General features: G+C 55.0%; 22 protein-coding genes and 2 riboswitches. Of the genes, 10 read left to right on the top strand and 12 right to left on the bottom strand.

Translation table 11 applies throughout. From position 1 onward, the window contains the following. Positions 1-113: 113 nt before the first annotated feature. Genes KNP72_RS11935 through KNP72_RS11950 form a run of 4 tightly spaced genes read right to left on the bottom strand, consistent with a single transcriptional unit; the run spans position 114 to position 3,079 of the window. On the bottom strand, positions 114-647 hold the full coding sequence (locus tag KNP72_RS11935; protein WP_138858691.1) for a 1,2-dihydroxy-3-keto-5-methylthiopentene dioxygenase: 534 nt from the start codon (positions 645-647) through the stop codon (positions 114-116). A gap of 13 nt (positions 648-660) precedes the next feature. Further along, positions 661-1,278: a methylthioribulose 1-phosphate dehydratase gene (locus KNP72_RS11940; protein WP_128123584.1), complete on the bottom strand. Its 618-nt coding sequence runs from the start codon at positions 1,276-1,278 to the stop codon at positions 661-663. After that, a complete protein-coding gene (locus KNP72_RS11945; protein WP_214719169.1) occupies positions 1,275-1,925 on the bottom strand; it encodes a 2-hydroxy-3-keto-5-methylthiopentenyl-1-phosphate phosphatase in 651 nt (216 codons plus the stop codon). Before KNP72_RS11945 ends, KNP72_RS11940 begins: the two co-directional genes overlap by 4 nt. Further along, a complete protein-coding gene (locus tag KNP72_RS11950; RefSeq protein ID WP_214833511.1) occupies positions 1,922-3,079 on the bottom strand; it encodes a 2,3-diketo-5-methylthiopentyl-1-phosphate enolase in 1,158 nt (385 codons plus the stop codon). The genes KNP72_RS11945 and KNP72_RS11950 overlap by 4 nt, the downstream gene beginning before the upstream one ends. Before the next feature lie 69 nt (positions 3,080-3,148). Further along, a riboswitch (SAM riboswitch) is annotated at positions 3,149-3,250 on the bottom strand. Between the two features lie 205 nt (positions 3,251-3,455). Further along, positions 3,456-3,558, top strand: a riboswitch (SAM riboswitch). A gap of 81 nt (positions 3,559-3,639) precedes the next feature. On the opposite strand from KNP72_RS11950, the gene mtnK reads away from it, so the two are divergent. Genes mtnK through KNP72_RS11975 form a run of 5 tightly spaced genes read left to right on the top strand, consistent with a single transcriptional unit; the run spans position 3,640 to position 9,267 of the window. Next, complete coding sequence (gene mtnK / locus KNP72_RS11955) at positions 3,640-4,791, top strand: S-methyl-5-thioribose kinase (protein WP_214833514.1); 1,152 nt, start codon at positions 3,640-3,642, stop codon at positions 4,789-4,791. Continuing rightward, on the top strand, positions 4,788-5,822 hold the full coding sequence (gene mtnA, locus KNP72_RS11960; protein ID WP_214833518.1) for an S-methyl-5-thioribose-1-phosphate isomerase: 1,035 nt from the start codon (positions 4,788-4,790) through the stop codon (positions 5,820-5,822). The genes mtnK and mtnA overlap by 4 nt, the downstream gene beginning before the upstream one ends. Next, positions 5,815-6,891: a sugar ABC transporter substrate-binding protein gene (locus KNP72_RS11965; RefSeq protein WP_214833521.1), complete on the top strand. Its 1,077-nt coding sequence runs from the start codon at positions 5,815-5,817 to the stop codon at positions 6,889-6,891. Before mtnA ends, KNP72_RS11965 begins: the two co-directional genes overlap by 8 nt. Continuing rightward, positions 6,891-8,264 carry a sugar ABC transporter ATP-binding protein gene (locus KNP72_RS11970; protein ID WP_214719179.1) on the top strand — a complete coding sequence of 458 codons (1,374 nt, stop codon included), beginning with the start codon at positions 6,891-6,893 and terminating at the stop codon, positions 8,262-8,264. Before KNP72_RS11965 ends, KNP72_RS11970 begins: the two co-directional genes overlap by 1 nt. A 1-nt stretch (position 8,265) precedes the next feature. Further along, entirely contained in the window at positions 8,266-9,267 is a 1,002-nt protein-coding gene (locus KNP72_RS11975) for an ABC transporter permease (RefSeq protein ID WP_214833522.1), read from the top strand. Positions 9,268-9,276: 9 nt separating this feature from the next. Here KNP72_RS11975 and KNP72_RS11980 read toward each other — a convergent pair whose 3' ends face one another. Beyond that, positions 9,277-9,762, bottom strand: a complete 486-nt coding sequence (locus KNP72_RS11980) for a GNAT family N-acetyltransferase (RefSeq protein ID WP_214833524.1) — start codon at positions 9,760-9,762, stop codon at positions 9,277-9,279. Positions 9,763-9,841: 79 nt separating this feature from the next. On the opposite strand from KNP72_RS11980, the gene KNP72_RS11985 reads away from it, so the two are divergent. After that, on the top strand, positions 9,842-10,222 hold the full coding sequence (locus tag KNP72_RS11985; protein WP_214719186.1) for a VOC family protein: 381 nt from the start codon (positions 9,842-9,844) through the stop codon (positions 10,220-10,222). Positions 10,223-10,250: 28 nt separating this feature from the next. Here KNP72_RS11985 and KNP72_RS11990 read toward each other — a convergent pair whose 3' ends face one another. Further along, the gene (locus KNP72_RS11990) at positions 10,251-10,556 is read right to left on the bottom strand and encodes a winged helix-turn-helix transcriptional regulator (RefSeq protein ID WP_128123565.1); all 306 of its coding nucleotides are present in this window, start codon (positions 10,554-10,556) and stop codon (positions 10,251-10,253) included. A 117-nt stretch (positions 10,557-10,673) separates the two neighbouring features. Between KNP72_RS11990 and KNP72_RS11995 the strand changes: the two genes are divergently transcribed. From KNP72_RS11995 to KNP72_RS12005, 3 genes are read left to right on the top strand one after another with little or no spacing between them, the layout of a single operon-like run. Further along, on the top strand, positions 10,674-11,165 hold the full coding sequence (locus KNP72_RS11995; protein ID WP_214833526.1) for a lactoylglutathione lyase family protein: 492 nt from the start codon (positions 10,674-10,676) through the stop codon (positions 11,163-11,165). A 2-nt stretch (positions 11,166-11,167) separates the two neighbouring features. Then, the gene (locus KNP72_RS12000; RefSeq protein WP_214833528.1) at positions 11,168-12,148 is read left to right on the top strand and encodes a zinc-binding dehydrogenase; all 981 of its coding nucleotides are present in this window, start codon (positions 11,168-11,170) and stop codon (positions 12,146-12,148) included. A gap of 49 nt (positions 12,149-12,197) precedes the next feature. Continuing rightward, positions 12,198-13,256, top strand: coding sequence for a threonine aldolase family protein (locus tag KNP72_RS12005; protein WP_214833530.1), 1,059 nt, complete (start codon positions 12,198-12,200; stop codon positions 13,254-13,256). 47 nt (positions 13,257-13,303) lie between these two features. On the opposite strand, the gene KNP72_RS12010 is transcribed toward KNP72_RS12005, so the two are convergent. The 6 genes from KNP72_RS12010 to KNP72_RS12035 all read right to left on the bottom strand — a co-directional run bounded on the left by KNP72_RS12010 (position 13,304) and on the right by KNP72_RS12035 (position 18,596). Further along, positions 13,304-13,804, bottom strand: coding sequence for an SRPBCC family protein (locus KNP72_RS12010; protein ID WP_214719199.1), 501 nt, complete (start codon positions 13,802-13,804; stop codon positions 13,304-13,306). Next, positions 13,804-14,133 carry an ArsR/SmtB family transcription factor gene (locus KNP72_RS12015; protein ID WP_214833532.1) on the bottom strand — a complete coding sequence of 110 codons (330 nt, stop codon included), beginning with the start codon at positions 14,131-14,133 and terminating at the stop codon, positions 13,804-13,806. The genes KNP72_RS12010 and KNP72_RS12015 overlap by 1 nt, the downstream gene beginning before the upstream one ends. Before the next feature lie 64 nt (positions 14,134-14,197). Further along, a complete protein-coding gene (gene gshAB, locus KNP72_RS12020; protein WP_214833534.1) occupies positions 14,198-16,480 on the bottom strand; it encodes a bifunctional glutamate--cysteine ligase GshA/glutathione synthetase GshB in 2,283 nt (760 codons plus the stop codon). After that, positions 16,464-17,792: an MATE family efflux transporter gene (locus KNP72_RS12025; RefSeq protein ID WP_214833536.1), complete on the bottom strand. Its 1,329-nt coding sequence runs from the start codon at positions 17,790-17,792 to the stop codon at positions 16,464-16,466. The genes gshAB and KNP72_RS12025 overlap by 17 nt, the downstream gene beginning before the upstream one ends. Positions 17,793-17,925: 133 nt before the next feature. Next, positions 17,926-18,390: a hypothetical protein gene (locus KNP72_RS12030; protein WP_021066033.1), complete on the bottom strand. Its 465-nt coding sequence runs from the start codon at positions 18,388-18,390 to the stop codon at positions 17,926-17,928. Then, the gene (locus KNP72_RS12035; protein WP_214833539.1) at positions 18,387-18,596 is read right to left on the bottom strand and encodes a helix-turn-helix transcriptional regulator; all 210 of its coding nucleotides are present in this window, start codon (positions 18,594-18,596) and stop codon (positions 18,387-18,389) included. Before KNP72_RS12035 ends, KNP72_RS12030 begins: the two co-directional genes overlap by 4 nt. A gap of 119 nt (positions 18,597-18,715) precedes the next feature. Here KNP72_RS12035 and KNP72_RS12040 point away from each other — a divergent pair, with 119 nt between their 5' ends. Next, entirely contained in the window at positions 18,716-19,648 is a 933-nt protein-coding gene (locus tag KNP72_RS12040; RefSeq protein WP_214833542.1) for a ring-cleaving dioxygenase, read from the top strand. Positions 19,649-19,659 lie beyond the last annotated feature (11 nt).

Consider the following 19,659-nt stretch of genomic DNA (forward strand, 5'->3'; position numbering starts at 1 on the left):
GCAAAAACACCTCCGATGCTAGCACTTTTTTTAAGTGTACCACTGCGAAGGTGTTTTTATATTGTCTCAAAAATTTAGGTTAGCCCACTCGCACAAATGCGAGAGACCTATTTTTATGCCTTCACGTCTTGTTTCTCGTAAATCGGCACCCAGCCCTCTGTCGTCACGAAGATGCGGACGGCGACGACTTTGCGGTCGTCTTGGAGCGTGAAGTAGTGGCGCGTGTTCACCGGCACCGAGATGAGGTCGCCGGGGTTGAGCTCGATGTTGAAGTAGCCACGCTCGGCGTCATCGATGGCGAAGATGCCATGGCCGCTGACGATGAAGCGGACCTCGTCATCCGTATGATGGTGCTCCTTTTGGAAGTTGACGAGCAATTCGTCCAAGTTCGGCGTCGCGTCTGACAATGAGATGACGTCTGCCGTCTCATAGCCGCGGCGCTCCGATACATCACGAATCTCGTCACGGAACGTCGACAAGATCGCTTGTTTGTCCTCGTCCGTCAACTGATAGTTTTCTTGCAGGTTTTCCGGGAGCTTTGTGATGTCCCACTGCTCATATAAAATCCCGCGAGACTCTAAAAAGGCGCTCACTTCAGTTTGATCGACGTAACGCTCTTCGGTTTGTTGGAAATAGACAGTTGCCATGGTTGGTTCCTCCTTATGAATGGACGCCTAGGGCGCGTAGTTTTAATGTATAGCTGAACAAAAACTCGTAAGCCTCTAAATAGCGTTTGGCCGCGGCCGGGGTCTCGCCCCAGACGGTGATGCCGTGATTGCGAATGAGGACGGCACCGGCGTTTGCGTGAATGTGAGGGGCGAAAGCGGCCGCAAGAGTCGGAATGTCCGCATGGTTCTCGATAATCGGTACGCGGACGACCGCATCCTCGTCCCAGAAGCCGAGCGCTTTGATGATTTCTTGACCGGTGAAGACGACTTCGCCGGTGGCGGCATGGAGCTCGGAGATGACATTATTGTCGACCGTATGGACATGGAGCGAACACGTCGCATCCGTCCGATTGAACACTTCGACATGTAGCAGCGTCTCGGCGGATGGTTTTCCTGTCTGTTCGCCGATTAAGCGTCCGCCCGCATCGACATGAACAAAGTCGTCTGGCGTTCGTTTCCGTTTATCGCGTCCACTCGCCGTGACGAGAAATTCGAGCGGGTCGTCAGAGACGCGAATCGCCAAATTCCCACTCGTTCCGGGGAACCAGTCGCGGGCGGCGAGTTCGTCTTTAATCTCGGCCAGTTCAAGCCAACGTGCCGTAAGGCTCATACGGCCACCTCCTTCAAATGATGGGTGATGTCGTCAAACGTCTCGAACGGGGCGTAACGGATGCCTGCGTCTTCGCAGAGCGTGATGAGTTGACCTCGGGCGTAGACGAAGTCGGCACGCTTCGCGACCTCGAAGTCGGTCACCGAGTCGCCGATGACGATTAAGCGGTCGGCGGGATTGACGATGCGGCGAGCGAGCGTCGGCTTGCAACAGCCGCAATCGTTCGTGCACTGTTCGTCGCAAGCGTGCGACCACGTGACGGTTACCGTCTCAGCAGAGAAGTCGGCGACGTTGCAGTAGATATGCTCGGGGTCGACGTGGCCTGCTAAAATTGGATGGACGAAAAAGTCCATCCCGCCGCTGACGACGTCAAACTTCCAGCCGTGGGCCCGAACTTGTTCTAAAAATGCCGGGAACCCTTGGCGGAGCGTGATCCGCTCCAACAAATAATCACGGTAAGCCGGGGCAGCCGCGCTCGGCAATAGTTGAAACAGTTGACCGACGCCGGAGCGGATTGAAATCCGTTGTTCGAGGACCGCATCTTTCAACTCGACCCAAGCCGGCGGGGCGAACGCTTTCATCAAGGCGATGATATTGTCTTCCGCCGTGATCGTCCCGTCGAAGTCGCACAGGATATGGATCGTCATCGCGACGCCCACGCCTTTAACGCGGTATCGAGTTCGTCCGTCTGTCCTTCGGTGTGACCGAGGACGTGAGTGATGGCTTGGCGGAAAGCACGGGCCCCGGCGGCTGCACCGTCCGGGTGACCATGAATGCCACCGCCGGCGTTGATGACGACATCTGTCCCGAAATCACGAATGATATCGGCGACAAGCCCCGGATGAATCCCAGCTGACGGGACCGGTAAAATTGGTTTCGACCAATGCGGTTCGGCGCTCAAGTCACGAATCGCGAACGCCTCGTCCCGTGGTGTCGCGAGCGAACCGTACGGAGACGGGAAGAGCGTCAAATCGGCCCCGGCGAGGCGTGGGAGTTTACCGAGTAAGAGCGAATGACTGATGGACCCGGTCAAGGCGCCGGCAAAGGCCGGGTGAGCCAAAATCGGCACACGGATGTCTGGGTCGTTCGCAAGTTCGCGCAGTGCGTCAAGACCGTACGTATAGACGTTGAATAGAAGCGCCGTCGCACCGGCCTCAATCAGCCGGAGTGCCTGGTCGCGCAGAGCGAACACAGGACCGCTCAACGTGATGGCATAGAGGACACGCTTCCCGGTCGCCTCAAAGTGCGCTTGAATGACGGCCGCTCCGATGCGGGCCCGTTCGAGCGATGGGGTGAGCGGGTTGTCGTATAAAATTTCGTCGTCTTTGACGATATCGATGCCTCCGGCAAACTGATCGCGGAGTTGCTGCTCGAGAAACGCGAGGTCACGGCCGATGACACCTTTGAAGATGCTCATGACGAGCGGGCGATCATGGACACCGAGCAAATCGCGAATCCCTTCGACGCCGAACTTGGCGCCTTTGAAATGAGGCGCGAGCGTCTCGGGCAACGTCAAATCGATTAACCGGATTGAATCGTCGAGGGACAGTTTCCCGAACGTCGTCGTCAAGATGGATGAAAAGTCAGGGCTGACATTATGTAACGGGTAGCGGATCGTGAAGCGGCTCGTCGTATCCGTATGTGTGGTCGACACGACCTCACCCCGGTACGCCTGTAACTGCTCTTGCTCTAAGTGAGGCAGCTCCGTCCAAGTACCGACGGTCAGCTCGAGGGCGATTTTGTCGGCGACGGTCGCGACCGCGTCCGTTCGTTTGATTTCATATGTGGCAGTGATACTCATATGGTTCCTCCTTCCAGGCAAACAAAAAATGACCCCATGCCGAGGCAAGAGGTCATCATAAAAAATGAACTCTTATCTCTCAGCTTTCGCTGCAAGAATTAGCACCGTGCCATCTCTGGTCGGTTGCTGCGACATCATCGGGCTCGTCCCTCCGTCTGCTCTTGATAAGAATGTGATTTGAAGTTGTGAAATTTAATTGAATTTTTGCACAGAATCGTCACGTCGTCAATTCCTTTTTTTCCAAAAAAAATATTTTGGGGAGTTGTTTCCATATATGCACAAAAAAAGACGGAGGTGCACGGAGAAAATGACGTTGACAATTGTGACGTCAAGTCCGTAATATTCATCACATAAGTTCACCGAATCGAATAAACCACTCTTATCGCGAGTTGGCAGAGGGAATTGGCCCGATGACGCCGCAGCAACCGACCACTAGGCACGGTGCTACATCCACCAGACGAATGTCTGACAGATGAGAGGAACAACCATTTTGGCTGTGCCTCTTTCTCGCGGAGAAAGGGGCTTTTTTTGTGGGCAACTTACAGGAAGGGGAAAACATCATGTCATATCAACCATTTACAGAACAGACCGTCGTCGAGCACGTCCGTCAACTAGGATACTTGCAAGACGGAATCGCCGAGTGTGAGGAAATCGGGGACGGTAATTTGAATCTCGTGTTTCGGATTCGCCAAGGCGAACAGCGCCTAATCGTCAAACAGGCGCTCCCATACGCCAAAGTTGTCGGCGAGAGCTGGCCGCTTACGCTCGAACGGGCATGGATTGAACAGTTGGCACTCCGTGAGTTTGCGAACGTGGCGCCGCGTTTCGTCCCGGACGTCCTCGGCAGCGACCGGACGCTCGCCTACACGATTTTAGAAGATCTGTCTGATTATGAGATTGTCCGCACCGGTTATTTGAAGGGGGAGAGCTATCCGGAACTCGCGCGTCATGTCGGTGAATTTTTAGGAGAGACGCTGTTCGCGACGTCGGATTATGCGGCCGGACCAATTGCGAAGAAGCGGATTGAACGTGACTATTACAATCCGGAACTGTGTGACATCACCGAGAAGCTCATCTTCACCGACCCGTTCAAAGACGCAGAGTCGAACAACATCGAGGCGGCGCTTCGAGAAGATGTCGAACGCCTTTGGCAAGACCAGGCACTGAAGGTCGAGGTGACGAAACTGAAAGTCGGATTTGTCACGAAACATGAGGCGCTTCTGCACGGTGACCTACATACGGGCAGCATCTTCGCGACCCAACAAGAGACGAAAATCATCGATCCAGAGTTCGCATTTTACGGACCGTTCGGCTTCGACCTGGGCCAAATCATCGCCCATTTGACGCTGTCGACGTTCTATGACCCGTTCAAACGCTTCGAACGTTTCACAGACGTCTTGACGGTGTGGGAGACGTTTGAGAAGACGTTCCGGGCCAACTTTGAGCGCGCCGTCGAACCGTTCAACACGGACGGTTTTGTCGACGAGTTGTTGCGGACGATCTTCAGCGACACGATCGGCTACGCCGGTTGCGAACTCATTCGCCGTGCCGTCGGACTCGCCGGTGTCGCCGATCTCGAGACGTTGCCGGAAGCGACGCGGCTCGAACGAAAACGTGACGCGCTTGCCCTCGGGACGGCGCTCATCAAAGAACGCCACAGCGTCGAATCGATTGACGACTTGGTGACGCTTTTGTCGGGGGTGCGCGTATGACGGTCCAAAACATCCGCTTTAATTCGCAAACGGACGAACTCATCGTATTGGATCAGACGTTGTTGCCGCACGAAGAGCGTTACGTGACAATCGAGACGCTTGAACAGGCCGAACATGCCATCGAGACGCTCCAAGTCCGCGGCGCCCCGGCCATCGCTTATTTCGGAGCGTTCGTCCTCGCCAAAGAGGCGGGCCGGTTAATCGATGACCCGGACTTCACGCGTCGGCTCGACCTCGTCGGACGCCGCTTGATTGCGACCCGGCCGACAGCGGTCAATTTGCAAAACGTGATTGAATCGCTCCTTGATTTAAATGTCGGGGACGACTTTGAGGCGATTGCCGAGGAAATCAAACGGCGCGCCATCGCTTTGTACGACCGGGACGTCGATACGTATCGGGCCATCGGCGAGCATGCACTGACGGTGTTGCCGGCCGGAGGGAACGTGTTGACGATTTGCAACGCCGGTGCCATCGCGACATCGCGATACGGCACGGCGCTCGCGCCGTTTTACGTCGGAAAAGAACAGGGCGTATCTTTCAACGTCTTCGCCTGTGAGACGCGGCCGCTCCTGCAAGGGGCACGCCTCACTGTCTGGGAACTCGACCGGGCCGATATCGACGTGACGCTCATCACAGACAATATGGCGGCTTGGACGATTCAGTCAAAACGAGTCGACGCCATCATCGTTGGAGCCGACCGTATCACACGGACGGGTCACGTCGCCAATAAAATCGGGACGTTGCAGCTCGCCGTCCTTGCCAAACATTACGGCATTCCGTTCTACGTCGCGGCGCCGCATTCGACGTTCGATTTGACGGCGGATGACACGATTGAAATCGAGGAGCGGAACCCGTCAGAAGTGACACATATCGGCGGTCAACCGACGGCACCCGTCGGCATCACCGTCTTCAATCCGGCGTTCGACGTCACCACACCGGACCTCATCACCGGACTCATCACCGAGGCGGGTGTGTTCGAACCGACAGAGGCCGCCATCACACATCATGTAGGGGGAACGATTCATGTCTAAAAAACTATTGATTTTGTTATTCACATTCGTCTTGGCGCTCGTCGGTTGCACGAACGAGCAAGCGGCCCCATCGAAGCCGGCCGAGAAGACGGCAGAGACCAAACCCGTCTCGGTATCGAACGGGACGTTGCCGAAAGATATCGATGTCGCCCTCATCATGCAGATGTCGATTGGCACGTTCTCGTCGCAGTATATCAATGGGGTGACGGAACAGGTCGAATCGTTCGGCGGCAACGTGAAAGTGTACAACGCCGACAACGATCTGTCGAAGATGGCGAGCTACGTCGACACGGCGACGACGCAAGGCGTCGATGTCATCTTGATTGACCATGGCCGCGCCGATGCGTTGAAAGAACCGGTCCAACGTGCACTCGACAAAGGCATCAAAGTCGTCGCGTTCGACAACGATTTGACGAACGAAGGCGTGACGGTCATCGACCAGGACGACTATTCGCTCGCCTGGCGTTCCCTCAAGGCACTCGTCGAAGATTTGGACGGTGAAGGCAACATCGTCACGATTTGGGTCGGCGGCTTCACACCGATGGAACGACGCCACACGATTTATGATGCGTTCTTGAAACGCTACCCAGGCATTACGGAAGTCGCCAAGTTCGGTTCGGCGACGAATAATACGGCGCTCGATACACAGAGCCAGATGGAAGCGATTTTGAAGAAATATCCGGAAGGCGAGATTGATGCCGTGTTCGCGATGTGGGACGAGTTCGCTAAGGGTGCGAGCCGTGCCATCAAACAAGCCGGACGTGATGAAATCGCTGTCTATGGCATCGATTTGAGTGACGAAGACCTTCAACTCATGCAAGAGGACGGCAGCCCGTGGAAAGTGACGGCGGCGACCGATCCGGCTGAAATCGGACGCATCCAAGTCCGGTACGCGTATCAAAAATTAGCGGGTGAAGAGACGCCGTCGATTCATTCGGTCGATCCGTATCTCGTCGATCGTGACGTCTTGCCGGACGAGAAAGTGACGATGGACGACCTCGGCCAATACGTCCCGAACTGGGGCGCATCAGACGCGGCCTGGTCGGACTGGATGAAAGGGACAGACTGATGTTACGGCTCGAACGTGTCACGAAACGTTACGGCGACGTCACCGTGCTCGAAGATGTCAGCTTCACGCTCCGTCGTGGCGAGATTCATGGCTTGCTCGGCTTGAACGGAGCCGGGAAGAGCACGCTCGTCAAGCTGTTGAGTGGCGCCATCATCCCGACGTCTGGGACGGTCGAGCTCGACGAGACGGCGGTCACACTCACACCGGCCGAGGCGATTCGCCGCGGGGTCATCACGGTGTCGCAAGAAGTCGATGACGCTCTCTATCTCGATTTACCGATCTATGAGAACGTCGTGCCGTGGCAGGCGGTCGAACGGATTCGTCCTCGCGAACTAAAACAGCGAGCAGCTGTCTATTTGGAACGCGTCGGATTACAGATTGACGTGACCGAACCGGTCGGGCGTTTCCCGCTCAGTGTCAAACAACGTGTCTTGATTGCCCGGGCGCTCGCGAGTGATGCGGCTTACCTCTTGCTCGACGAACCGACGGCCGCACTGTCGACAGATGACGCGGCAGCACTGCTTACGTTATTGCAATCGCTCGCAGAAGAAGGCGTCGGCATTCTTCTCATCACTCACCGGTCAGATGAACTGTCGCGCGTCACCACGACGACGACGTTCCTCCGGGATGGGCGCATCGCTTACGAAGGGCCATTTCAGGCATTGTCAGAACGGGATATCCATACGTATTTGAGCGGATCCGACATGGCAGAAGCGTTAGAGAAAGCCGTTCCGGAAACCGAGATCCGGATTCAAGCCGACCTCACGTTACCGACGTTCGGAACCGAGTTGTCGTTCACGGCATATAAAGGCGAAGTCGTCGGCATTGGCGGCGTCACCGGGAGCGGGAAGACGGAGTTGATCGAGGCGCTATTCGGTCTCTCCGGTGTCGAACAACAAGTGACGTTGGACGGGAAACCGCTCAAGATTCGTGAACCGCGTCAGGCAGTCCGGTCCGGATTTGCCCTCGTACCAGAAGAACGCCGGAAACAGGGGCTTTTCCTCGACGATTCGATTGAATGGAACGTCCTCGCGATTGAAGGGAAGGCGAACGCGATCACACGCGTATTGGCCTCGCTGCGAGTGAAATACGACCAGGTCGGGCAACCGGTCCGAGAATTGAGCGGCGGGAATCAACAAAAAGTCGTCCTCAGCAAATGGCTCCTCGAGGACCGGGACGTCTATCTGCTCGACGAACCAACGAAAGGTGTCGACGTGACGGCGAAACGGGACATTTATGAACTCGTCACCCGCCTTGCCAAAGACGGGAAGACCGTCATCTTCACATCGAGCGAACCGCATGAATTAGAATTGGTCGCCAACCGGACGCTCTGGCTCGACCGCGGCCGTTGGCAACAGAAAGGAGGCGTCTAACATGGCCCAACTCGTCATCAAACAACGCACGAAACGTTTCAGTGGCATCGGTCAATACGGAACGCTGTTCGCGATTCTCGCACTCATCGCCGTCTTCGGTGTGACGAACGACCAGTTTTTGACGTACGCGAACTTTAGCGACATCATCAAATCCGTATCGATCGTCTCCCTGCTCGCCCTCGGGGTGACATTCTCGCTCATCGTCGGCGGATTCGACTTATCGGTCGGCTCGACGGCGAGCCTCGCAACAATCGGGGCGGCATCGAGCCTCGTGTTACATAGTCAAGAACTGCTCGTCGCCCTGCTCGTCCCGATTGCGCTCGGTGTACTCGTCGGGCTGTTGAACGCGCTCGTGACAATCAAGTTCCGGTTACCGGATTTGCTCGCGACGCTCGCCATCATGTACGTCATCAACGGGGTCCAATTGACGTATACGAAAGGTTTTTCAATCTACGACAACATGCCGATTGAAGGAGGGACGGCACCGGGACGTTTTATCCCGTCGTTCCTCTTCATCGGCCAAGGTTCAATCGGACCTGTCCCGTTCGTCGCCATCTTGATGATTCTCTTCTTCGCCGGGGCGCATCTATTTTTGACGTATTCGAAGACAGGACGCGAATTTTATTACGTCGGCTCGAACGTCGAAGCGGCCCGCCGTTCCGGCATCGCCGTCACGCGCATCAAGTTGTACGCGTATGTGTTGAGCGGTCTGTTCGCGGCCATCGGCGGCATCATTTTGGCGTCACGCATCGGTACCGGACAAGTATCAGCCGGGGCACCACTCCTCATGGACGCGGTCGCGGCCGCCTATATCGGCTACGCCGTCTTCGGCACCGGACGACCGAACGTCGTCGGCACGTTAATCGGTGCCGTCTTGATTGGAATTTTGTTGAACGGGCTGACGATGTGGGACGTGCCGTATTACGCACAAGACATCGTCAAAGGCGCAATTTTAATCGCGGCGCTCGGTTTGTCATACATCCAAAAGAAACAGCTCACATAGGAAAAGTCCTCAGAACGCTTGGTTCTGAGGACTTTCTTGACGTTCCATTTGGATGAAGGTGAACGTGCTCCCGTTCGTTGGTTGTTGAAATGAACCGGTCCTCGTGAACCCGCACGCCTCATAGACACGGATCGCCCGCACGTTGAAGGCGGCGACGGACAAGGTGATGCGATGAGGCGAGTATGTCCCTTTGACGAAGTCTACAATCGATGTGACGAACATCCGCCCGCTCCCGTTGCCGGTCAAATCGGGTTTCATGCCGAGACCAATATCGACCGTTTCAGCATCCGTTTGCGCGACGCTCACGAACCCGACGAGTTCACTGTCAAACGTGATGGCGAACACCGACTGTCCACGCTGTTCAGCGTCTATAAATTCGGCCAAATCGTCCTGGTCGGCCTCCATATCATAAAACGCATAGTCGTCTTCGTAATGCCACGTATAGGCAATCGTTTCCGCCTGTGACTGGGTCAGGATAGCGAAGTGATGGGTCATTTGTATTTCCTCGTTTCACGGGCAGGATGTAGTGCTACACTCATCATAGCACCACCAACTTGGAAAATGAGGTGATCACATGGGAATCAAGCTAGACATGATTGGGATTGTCGTTGAAGATATGACGCGGGCGCTCGACTTTTATCGGATGCTCGGTCTGTCGATTCCGGAATCGAGTAATGAGGAAGCGCATGTCGAGGTCGATGACGGCGGGGTCCGGCTCGCCTTCGACACGGTCGAAGTGGCCGAATCGGTGTACGGGGAATGGAACCCGGCGACGGGGCATCGGGTCGAACTCGCCTTCTTATGCGACAGTCGGGATGAACTAGATGTGCGCTATGAGGCAATCGTCGAGCACGGCTATGCCTCGCATCGCGAACCGTGGGATGCGTTCTGGGGACAACGTTACGCCATCGTCATCGATCCGGACGGAAATCTGATCAGCTTGTTCGCAGCATGACAAAACCCTCGCCGGATCCGGCGAGGGTTTATTCGTCTCGTGTCTCGCCCCAAGAGCAGAGCGCCTTCATCGCCGGTTGTAGGCTGAACGCTTCTTCGGTGAGCGAGTATTCGACGTGAAGCTGTTTCTCGGTCGAATAGTCGATGCGGCGGACCATACCGAGCTGTTCGAGCTCGCGCAGTTGATCGGTCAACACCTTACGGCTGACGTCAGGGATGGCGCGTTGAATCTCAGAAAAGCGGCGCGGGCCGTTCTCGAGCGTACAGTACACTTGAGGCCGCCATTTACCGCCGATGATGTCGAGCGCCTTATTGACGGGGAACGGGGTCGTCATGTTCAATTCGCCTCGCTTTCGGGTAGTTACTTGAATGTGCGTACTTTTTTTATTGCTTCGATGAAGGTATCGTATCGTTATCCATCAAATTGAGCAAACAAAAAGGAGCGGATGACAGTGGCATATCCACGTACATTCTCACATATCGGACTATCGGTCCCGAGTGTGGCAGAAGCAGTCAAATTTTATGAGGACGTGATGGGCTGGTACACCATCATGCAGCCGTCAGACGTCGTCGAAGACGACTCGCCGATCGGTGTCATGTGTACGGACGTATTCGGACCGGGCTGGGGCAGTTTCAGAATCGCCCACATGTCGACCGGTGACAAAATCGGGATTGAGTTGTTCGAGTTTCCGAACAATGAGAAGCCGGAGAACAATTTCGAGTTTTGGAAGACAGGCATCTTCCACTACTGCGTCCAAGATCCGGACATCGAAGGACTCGTCGAGAAAATCGTAGCCCATGGTGGGAAACAACGGATGCCGATTCGGGAATATTACCCGGGCGATAAGCCGTATCGGATGGTGTACTGTGAAGACCCGTTCGGCAATCTTGTCGAAATCTATTCACATTCGTATGAACTGACGTATTCGGAAGGAGCGTATTGAGCATGAAAGCGTGGTTACTTGATGAACCTGGATTAGAACATCTCCATATCGGTGAGATAGAGCGTCCGACACCAGGCGCGGGCGAACTGCTCATCAAAGTCGAAGCGGTCGCATTGAACCCGGTCGACTATAAAGTCGGCACGAACGGCAATCCGAATTGGTCGTATCCACACATTCTTGGCGTCGATCTGGTCGGGGAAGTCGTCGAAGTCGGTTCGAGTCTCGCCAATATCATTACCGGTTCACGTGTCGCCGTCCATACGAGCCTCGGGAACAACGGCGGCTTCGCCGAGTATGCGGTCGTCGATGCGCGTGCTTGCGCCGTCGTGCCACCGGAAGTTAGCGATGAGGCAGCAGCAGCCATCCTTTGTGCCGGTATGACGGCGTATGAGGCTATCATGCAGAAACTGAACACGCGCGACAAAGAGACGATTCTCGTCCATGCTGGTGCGGGCGGAGTCGGTGGCTATGCGATTCAACTTGCCAAAAAACTTGGGCTTAAAGTGTTCACGACAGCATCGCCGGAAAACTTTGACTGGGTCACATCACTCGGTGCCGATGTCGCCATCGACTACAACGTTGAGGACGTGACGGAGAAAATCATGGAAGAGACAGACGGCCGTGGTGTCGACCTGATTTTGAATACAGTCGGACGCGATGTGGCGACGGCCGATTTAGATCGACTCGCATTCAGTGGACAGCTCGCTTATATCGCCGGTCCACCGGATACGTCAAACGTGAAAGGCTTTACGTTGTCGCCATCCATTCATGAGGTCGCCCTCGGCGCGGCCCATGCGAGTAAGGATGAGCGTGCCATCCGCAATTTGGCGTATATGGCTGAAGAATTAATGAAGTTGCTCGAGGCGGGCGAGTTGAACGATCTCGTCACGGACGTCTTGCCGTTTGAACGGTTGAAAGACGGTCTCGAACAGCTCCAAACACGAAAAGTACGCGGCAAATTAATCGTCCGCATGCGCGACTAACTGATGGCCTCCTGTCTATGGACAGGAGGCTTGTTGTGGAGGGAATGACATGGAGTTACGGACATCATATCAACAGACGTCGCATCAATTGAACGGCCACGGTCGACGGAACGTCGGCGTCTTGCAGCAAGCGTTCGCCGAGGTCGACCCGAATCAGGCGAGCGACCATTACGGGACGGGTGAAATCATCGCGCGCTTCGAGCAAAAACTGGCGCAAGAACTCGGTATGGAAGACGCAATTTTCTTTCCGAGCGGCACGATGGCGCAGCAGATTGCGTTACGGATTTGGGCGGACGAGACCGGAAATCGAAACGTCGCCTATCATCCGCTCTGTCACTTGGAGATTCATGAGCAGGACGGATTGAAGGAGCTGCATCACCTTGAGCCAATCTTGATTGGAGATGACAAGCGGTTGATGACGCTCGAGGAAGTGCAGGAGTTGCCCGATATCGCCTGCCTGTTGATCGAGTTGCCGCAACGGGAACTCGGGGGCTATTTGCCACCGTTCGATGAACTGGAGGCAATCAGTCACTTGTGCCGGGAGCGGGGGATTCGTCTGCATCTCGACGGGGCACGATTATTCGAGACGCTCCCGTATTACGAGAAGACGGCAGCAGAAGTATGTGCACTGTTCGACAGCGTCTACGTCTCATTCTACAAAGGCATCGGCGGGATTGCCGGAGCCATCTTGGCCGGACCGAAAGCGTTCTGCGCCGAGGCGAGAGTGTGGAAACGTCGCTATGGCGGGGATTTGATTGGACTGTATCCGTACATTATCCCGGCCGACTATTACTATGAGCTTCGGAAAAGGCGGATGGCAAGCTACTACGAACAGGCGAAGGAACTGGCGCGCCGCTTCAATGCGATCGATAGGGTGTGGACGACACCGGACGTCCCGGTGACGAATATGTTCCACCTTCATGTTGAGGGGGACGTGGAGGCAGTCTCGGCCCGGATTCAATCCGTTCAAGACGCGACCGGAATCGGCATAACGGGCTACCTCGTACCCCATGACGGCTATTGTTCGACCGAAATCAGTGTCGGAGATGCGTTTAAGGCGATTGATGCACCTCAACTCGATCGACTATTCGAACAATTAGAGCGATGAAGAATTCGAAAAAGCACCGCGCCTCAATCGAGGAGCGGTGCTTGCTGTTATCTGGAGACGATGGCGTCGAGACGGTCGAGCTGCGAGGCGAAACCTTCGACGGCTCCCATGTCGACGACTTGTTGGAGCGACTCGGCGTCCGTGAATTCGGAGCGGCTGATGAACAGCGTGCCGTTCGGGATGTCGACAAATTCGTTCGTGATGGTCATGACGGGAAGTTCAGGATTGACGTGGCCGTCCGCGTCCGAGAAGGCGTCCGTATAGACGATTTTACGATGCGGGTCAATCTCGAGGAACGTCGATTTGCCCCAGGATTCCATGCCGTAATAGTCGCCTTGCTCTTTGTCGACGCACGTCATGCAATAATGCCACGTGCCGCCGGGTTCGAACTCGAACGTGCGAACCTCCGTTTTCCATCCAGCGGGTCCCCACCATGCTTCAAGATGGGCCGGTGTCGAAAATGCCTCGAACACGAGCGCGCGCGGCGCGTTAAAACTCCGTTCCACGACTAACGTGTTGCCTTCGACGTACGATTTGAGCGTTTCCATTAGGATTTCCCCTCTCGTTTTGACTGTTGCAAAAACTCTTCCAACCGATCGAGCCGAGCCGTCTCTGCCTCGAGCCGTGAACGCCAAATATCTATCGGGGCAAGTGCCTGCCGATTCAGGGCGTAGCGCCGCCGATTGGCTTCGATGGTCACCGAAACGAGTCCGGCATCATAGAGCACACGCAGTTGCTTGGACGTCTGTGGTTGACTGATGTCGAGTCGTTCGGCGATGGCACCGACCGTTAAAGCTTCTTGCCTCAACAACTCGATGATTCGTAAGCGATTCGGGTCGGCCAACGCGTGAAACAACGGACTCAAATTTTCTTCCATCCTCGTCACCGTCCTCTTACTTAAAATATTCCCATTTTAGAATATTCCAAACTAGGAATATTGGTTAATCGAACAGTAAATCGAGCACGGTCTCGCCGATTGGCCGTTCCTTTCCTTCGTACGGGAAGGCGTGAATATGGATGGCCGGATTGAAGTTCAGTTCAATGATACCGTAGTCATTTTCACGCTCGATCGACGGAATCATCATGTCGACGCCGCAAATTGTGGCGCCAATCGCTCGGGCGGACTCGACCGCAATCCGTTTGTATGAATCGGCGATCCGGTCCGTATAGTCAATACTGTCACCCCCGGTGCTGATGTTCGAGTTCTCACGAAGGAAGACGAGTTCTCCATCTGCAAGGACACTGTCCGGCGTCTTACCTTGTGGACGAAGGAATGCCACGACGATGTCATCAATGTCAATTTTTTCGAGCGGCGTCTTATAGCCTTTTCCGCGGAGCGGATCCTCATTCTTTTTGGCAACGAGCTCACGAATCGTCGATACACCGTCCCCGGTCACGTTTGCCGGGACGCGGTGCAAAATGCCCGCGACCTCATCACCGATGACGAGGAAACGATATTCTTTTCCGGGCAGGAACGTCTCGAGCAGGACGACGTCGTCAAACGTAAGAGCGTGATGGAACGCCTCAAGCGCTTCCTCGAACGTCGTCCCGTCCTTGAAGATGTGGATGCCGATGCCGAAGTTCGTCGATTTCGGTTTCAAGACAATCGGCTCGTCCCCAAACGTATACCAGGCGTCCTGTAAATCAGATTCAGTGCGGAGCTCGACCCCTCCGGGAACGCGGATGCCATGTTCGGCGAGTACGTGTTTTGTCACCGTCTTGTTTTCCATCATGAGAACCGATACGTAGTTATCTTTTGACGTCTTCGTCGCTTGTTTGACGTACTCGGTCTGGTTGCCGTGCCGGATGCGGATGAATTGGTCGTCGCGGTCAATGACATCGACCGCATAACCGCGTTTCAAGGCTGCTTTCATCAAAATCTGTGTTGATAGTTCCATATCCGTGTAGCCGTGCACCCGGAACCGATTGGCGTACGCGTCTTGATAAAACAGTTCCGCTTGTCGGAGCGACCAGTCAGTATAGCCATCCGTCATCATAGCGGAGGTGAGGCGTGACGCGTAAGTCGCCTCGACATGGTCGATTCGTTCACGGACGGAGGCGAAAATCGCGTCGAACTCGAGGTCGTGATGTTTATTGAACGCTTCAATCTCGTCGAGCAAATCGCGAGCGTACGTCTGGAGCGCCACCGCCTCGCCGTCCCGCATGAGCGTGAGCGTCGGGGATAACCCTTCTTTCGCGACGCGTTGCTGGTTGTGGAACGCCTCAGCCTGCCAATCCGCAAATCGTGTCTCGTCTTTCAACGTCAAGTAGAGCAAGAAGACGTGCAAGAACTTCAAATCGGACAGGGCGATGCCGGTCTTCTCGAACGGGTTCAAATCGATATTGCGAATCTCGATGTAATCGATGCCGTTCGTCTCGAGTCGTTCCAAGTCATTGCCTCCTCGTGACGTCTTCAGTCGAATCGGAGAGTAGAGCTCGTTCGGGTTGGCGATGTCACCTTGGGCGATGAAGCGGCGCACGCTCGCGGTGTAGTCCGAAAGCGTTGAATAGTCCGGATAGAGCGGCTCGACATTCGTGTAGCCGCAGTCACTATTCCGGTACGATAACGCCGTCGTGTTCGAATACACATCTTCGCTGAGCGCCTGCATTTGACTGACGCAGCGTTCTTCATAGCTCGTGTGGACGGCCGGAGTCCCGCCTAACAGATAGACGACGAGCCAGCGTGTCCGTAAGTAGTTGCGGACGAGTTTTAAATACAGGTCGTTCTTGAAACGGTCGTATCGTTCGGGTGACCCTTCATAGAGGGAGGCAATCAACTCGTCTGCGAACGAGAAGTTGAAATGGATACCCGAGATGAGCTGTTTTTTCGCCCCGTATTTTTGGAGCAGATGCTCCCGATAGCGACCGGCCTCAAGGCCTGAACTTCCAAAATCTGCGAGCGGGATGACCCCGCCGTCAGGAAGCGCGCACGGCATCGATTGTGGCCAAAGCCGTTCATCGCCGATGGTCAGTGCCGTGACGTCGTACAGTGTTTCTAAGAAATTGTGCGCCGCTTCGACGGTCGGAAACGTCGGGGTGATTAGTTCGATCTGACTTTCCGAGAAGTCGGTCGTAATATATGGGTGCGTCGCTTTGTCTCCGAGTGCTGTCGGGTGCTTCGTAGCGGCGAGCGTGCCATCGGGTGTCACGCGGAGCATTTCACGCTCGATGGCGAAGCGCCCGTGCAACAATTGTTTAGTTAGTTGATTAAATTGCTTCTGCAAGGGAACTCACTTCCTTTTTCATTAGTCGGACATAGAAGGCAGAGACGAGCCCTTTGATGATGCTCGAGAGGGCGATGCTCCACCAGATGGCATCGATACCGAGATAAGGCTCGAGGGCAAGCGCGAGCGGAATGCGGGCGACGGTGAAGACGATTGAGATCGTCGCCGGAATTTTCGGTAGCCCGAGTCCCGAGAAGTAGCCATTCCCAATCATCTCAAGTGAGGCGAAGATGAGCGAAATCCCGATGATCCGTAAATAGTTCGCACCGATTTCAATCGTTGTCGGGTCATCGACGAACAGCCCAATCAGGACGTCTGGGACGAAGAGGAAGACGAGTGTGATTAACCCGGTATACAAGATGCCGAGCCGGGTCGTCACCCGATACCCCTCATGGACCCGGTCTACTTTGCGGGCGCCGAGATTTTGCCCCGTGTAACTTGCGATAGCACCGTTCAATCCGCCGATCATCATATAGGCGATCGACTCGATTTGAAGCCCGATACGCTGGGCCGCGATTGCTTCGGTCCCATATGAACCGATCATGCGGGCGAGGAAAATACTGATGACGGTGAACAAGACGCGCTGGGTCGCCATCGGGAAGCCGAGGCGAAGAATTTCTCTATAGTCTGTGCGATTCGGTTCGACCGTCTCCTCCCAATCGAACAAGACGCGGGCCCGGTACCAGAAGAAGCCGAACATGACGACGTTCGCGACGAGCGTCGCCAGACCGGCCCCGACGACGCCGAGTCCGAGTGGATAGATGAAGAGCGGCGACAGAATCATATTGAGCGTGACCCCGGTCGCGTTGATGCGCATCGCCGTCGTCGTATTGCCATAAGCGCTGAACAGTCGGGCGAACAACAAGTTGAAAAACGAGAAGATGAGCATCGGTGCACTGACGAGCAAATAACTGTACGCCAACTGCTCGACAGCCGGTGCGTCCATGTTCAAAAAGCCGATAAGCGCCTGGCCGAACGCGGCGAGGACGGTGACGAACAACAGGCCGAGACCAAGATTCATCCGCCTCCCAGCCCGGATGTAGCGCTGAATCAACGCCTGATCCCGCCGTCCGACGGCTTGTGACACTTTGATGCCGGCGCCGACCACAATCAACGATTGGATGGCCTGACCGAGCATGATATAAAAGCTGGCCGCGCCGATGCTGGCGACGGCGTCGCTACCGAGCGCACCGACCCAGAACATATCGACGAGACTATACGTGAATTGTAAAAGCGAACTGCCGACGAGCGGGAGGGCAAGCGCCACGATGACGCGTTGAACCTGACCGGTCGTCAAATCGATGGTTTTCACGATGAAAGACCCCTTCAATACATTTAGTATATAACCGTTTAGTTATATATAAGCACGACGTGACTGAATTCGCAATCGTAGGGAACGACTCGACGAAAAATCGACACAAAAAAAGGAATTCGATGTGAATTCCTTAATGGGTATAGGCGCGGATCCAAGTCGTCATATAAACGAGTGTCGAGATGATGAGTGTCGAGGCTAGTGCGTAAATCGGATAGGCGGGGAGCGCGTTCTCGAACAGCGGATAAAACATGAATGACGCCATGAGGAGCGGCACAGTAATCCCGAACGAGACGTAGGCGGCTTTCGTCGCTTTCGCCGTGATGATCTGCTCGCGTTCGTCGACTTCGCTAAATTCCGTCATCCGGACCGACCATTGGCCAAAGCTTAAGTTTTGGTTCGGGCGTGTCTTGAACGAATAGATTGTCCAAATGATAAAGAAGCCGACTAACAGCAAGAGCGGCAATAAGTTAAACTCAATTTCAAATCGGTCGGTCTCGATGACGGTCGACACGTCAGACAAGAACGAACTGAACAGAAATGCCATCAGGACGTACAAGATGATGCTGGAGATGGATTGGATGACGACGTGTTTCAATTTGTTTCCTCCTCGATTGTGAAAATAGATTCGACCGGTTCCTCGAACACGTGGGCGATTTGCATCGCCAGCAGAAGCGACGGCGTGTAGCTCCCTTTTTCGAGCGAGATGATCGTCTGTCTCGTCACACCGACTTTGGCCGCCAAGTCGCCTTGGGTCAATTGATGCTGGGCCCGCAACTCTTTGACGCGATTGATTAATGGCATGCCGCCACCTCATTTCTTGTTTCTATCCTTAGTGTAAAGTAAACTTTACTTAATGTAAAGCTAACTTTACTTATTTGTGGATGGTACAATATAATCAAAGTTGAAAGGGGAGAAGTCGGATGAAGGCGATTTTAGGACAACATCACGTGTCGGCGATGACAGGGGACGCGTCGAAGAACTTGCGATTCTATACGGAGGTACTCGGGATGCGACTCGTCAAAAAGACTGTCAACCAAGACGATCCATCGATGTATCACTTGTTTTACGCAGATGAATCGGGGACACCGGGGACGGATTTGACGTTCTTCGAGCTGCCTTTTCTCGGGCAAACGTATAAAGGGTCGAGCAGCATCTCGCGGACGGCGCTCCGGGTGCCGAACGGCGCATTGTCGTACTGGCTGGAACGATTTTCCGAATTCGGTGTACTCCATGCTCCGTTAGAGGATGTGCTCGGTCGTCCGACTCTTTATTTCGAGGACGAGGAGGGGCAACGGCTCTGTCTCGTCGAGGGCGGGTCAGGGACGCCGTGGAAAAACGGACCGGTACCGGCAAACGTCGCCATCTTCGGCCTCGGGTTCAGCGAGTGGACGGTGCGGCGAATCGAGAAGACGGAACGCGTACTGACGGACGTGCTCGGTTATCGCTTCGCGTCTGAGTTCAAACGGAACGGGCAATCGGTTCGTGTGTTCGAGACGGGCGACGGGGGTGTGGCTACAGAGATTCATCTCGTCGACCGTCCCGATTTACCGTCGGAGCGGCCGGGCCGGGGCAGTGTCCACCACGTCGCGATTCGCGTCGAGGATGATGACGAGATGGCGCGTTGGGTCGAGCGGCTCGATTCTTTCGGTATCAGTCATTCGGGCCTAATCGACCGTTATTATTTCAAATCGATTTATTTCCGCGAACCGAGCGGGATTTTGGTGGAACTGGCGACGGATGGCCCTGGATTTGCGACGGATGAGCCGGTCGAGTCACTCGGGGAACGCTTGGCGCTGCCGCCGTTTCTCGAGCCGCGACGAGCCGAGATTGAGGCCAAATTAAAACCGCTATAACAGACAAACCC

Source organism: Exiguobacterium sp. s152 (assembly GCF_018618335.1).
GTDB classification, from domain to species: Bacteria; Bacillota; Bacilli; order Exiguobacteriales; family Exiguobacteriaceae; genus Exiguobacterium; species Exiguobacterium chiriqhucha.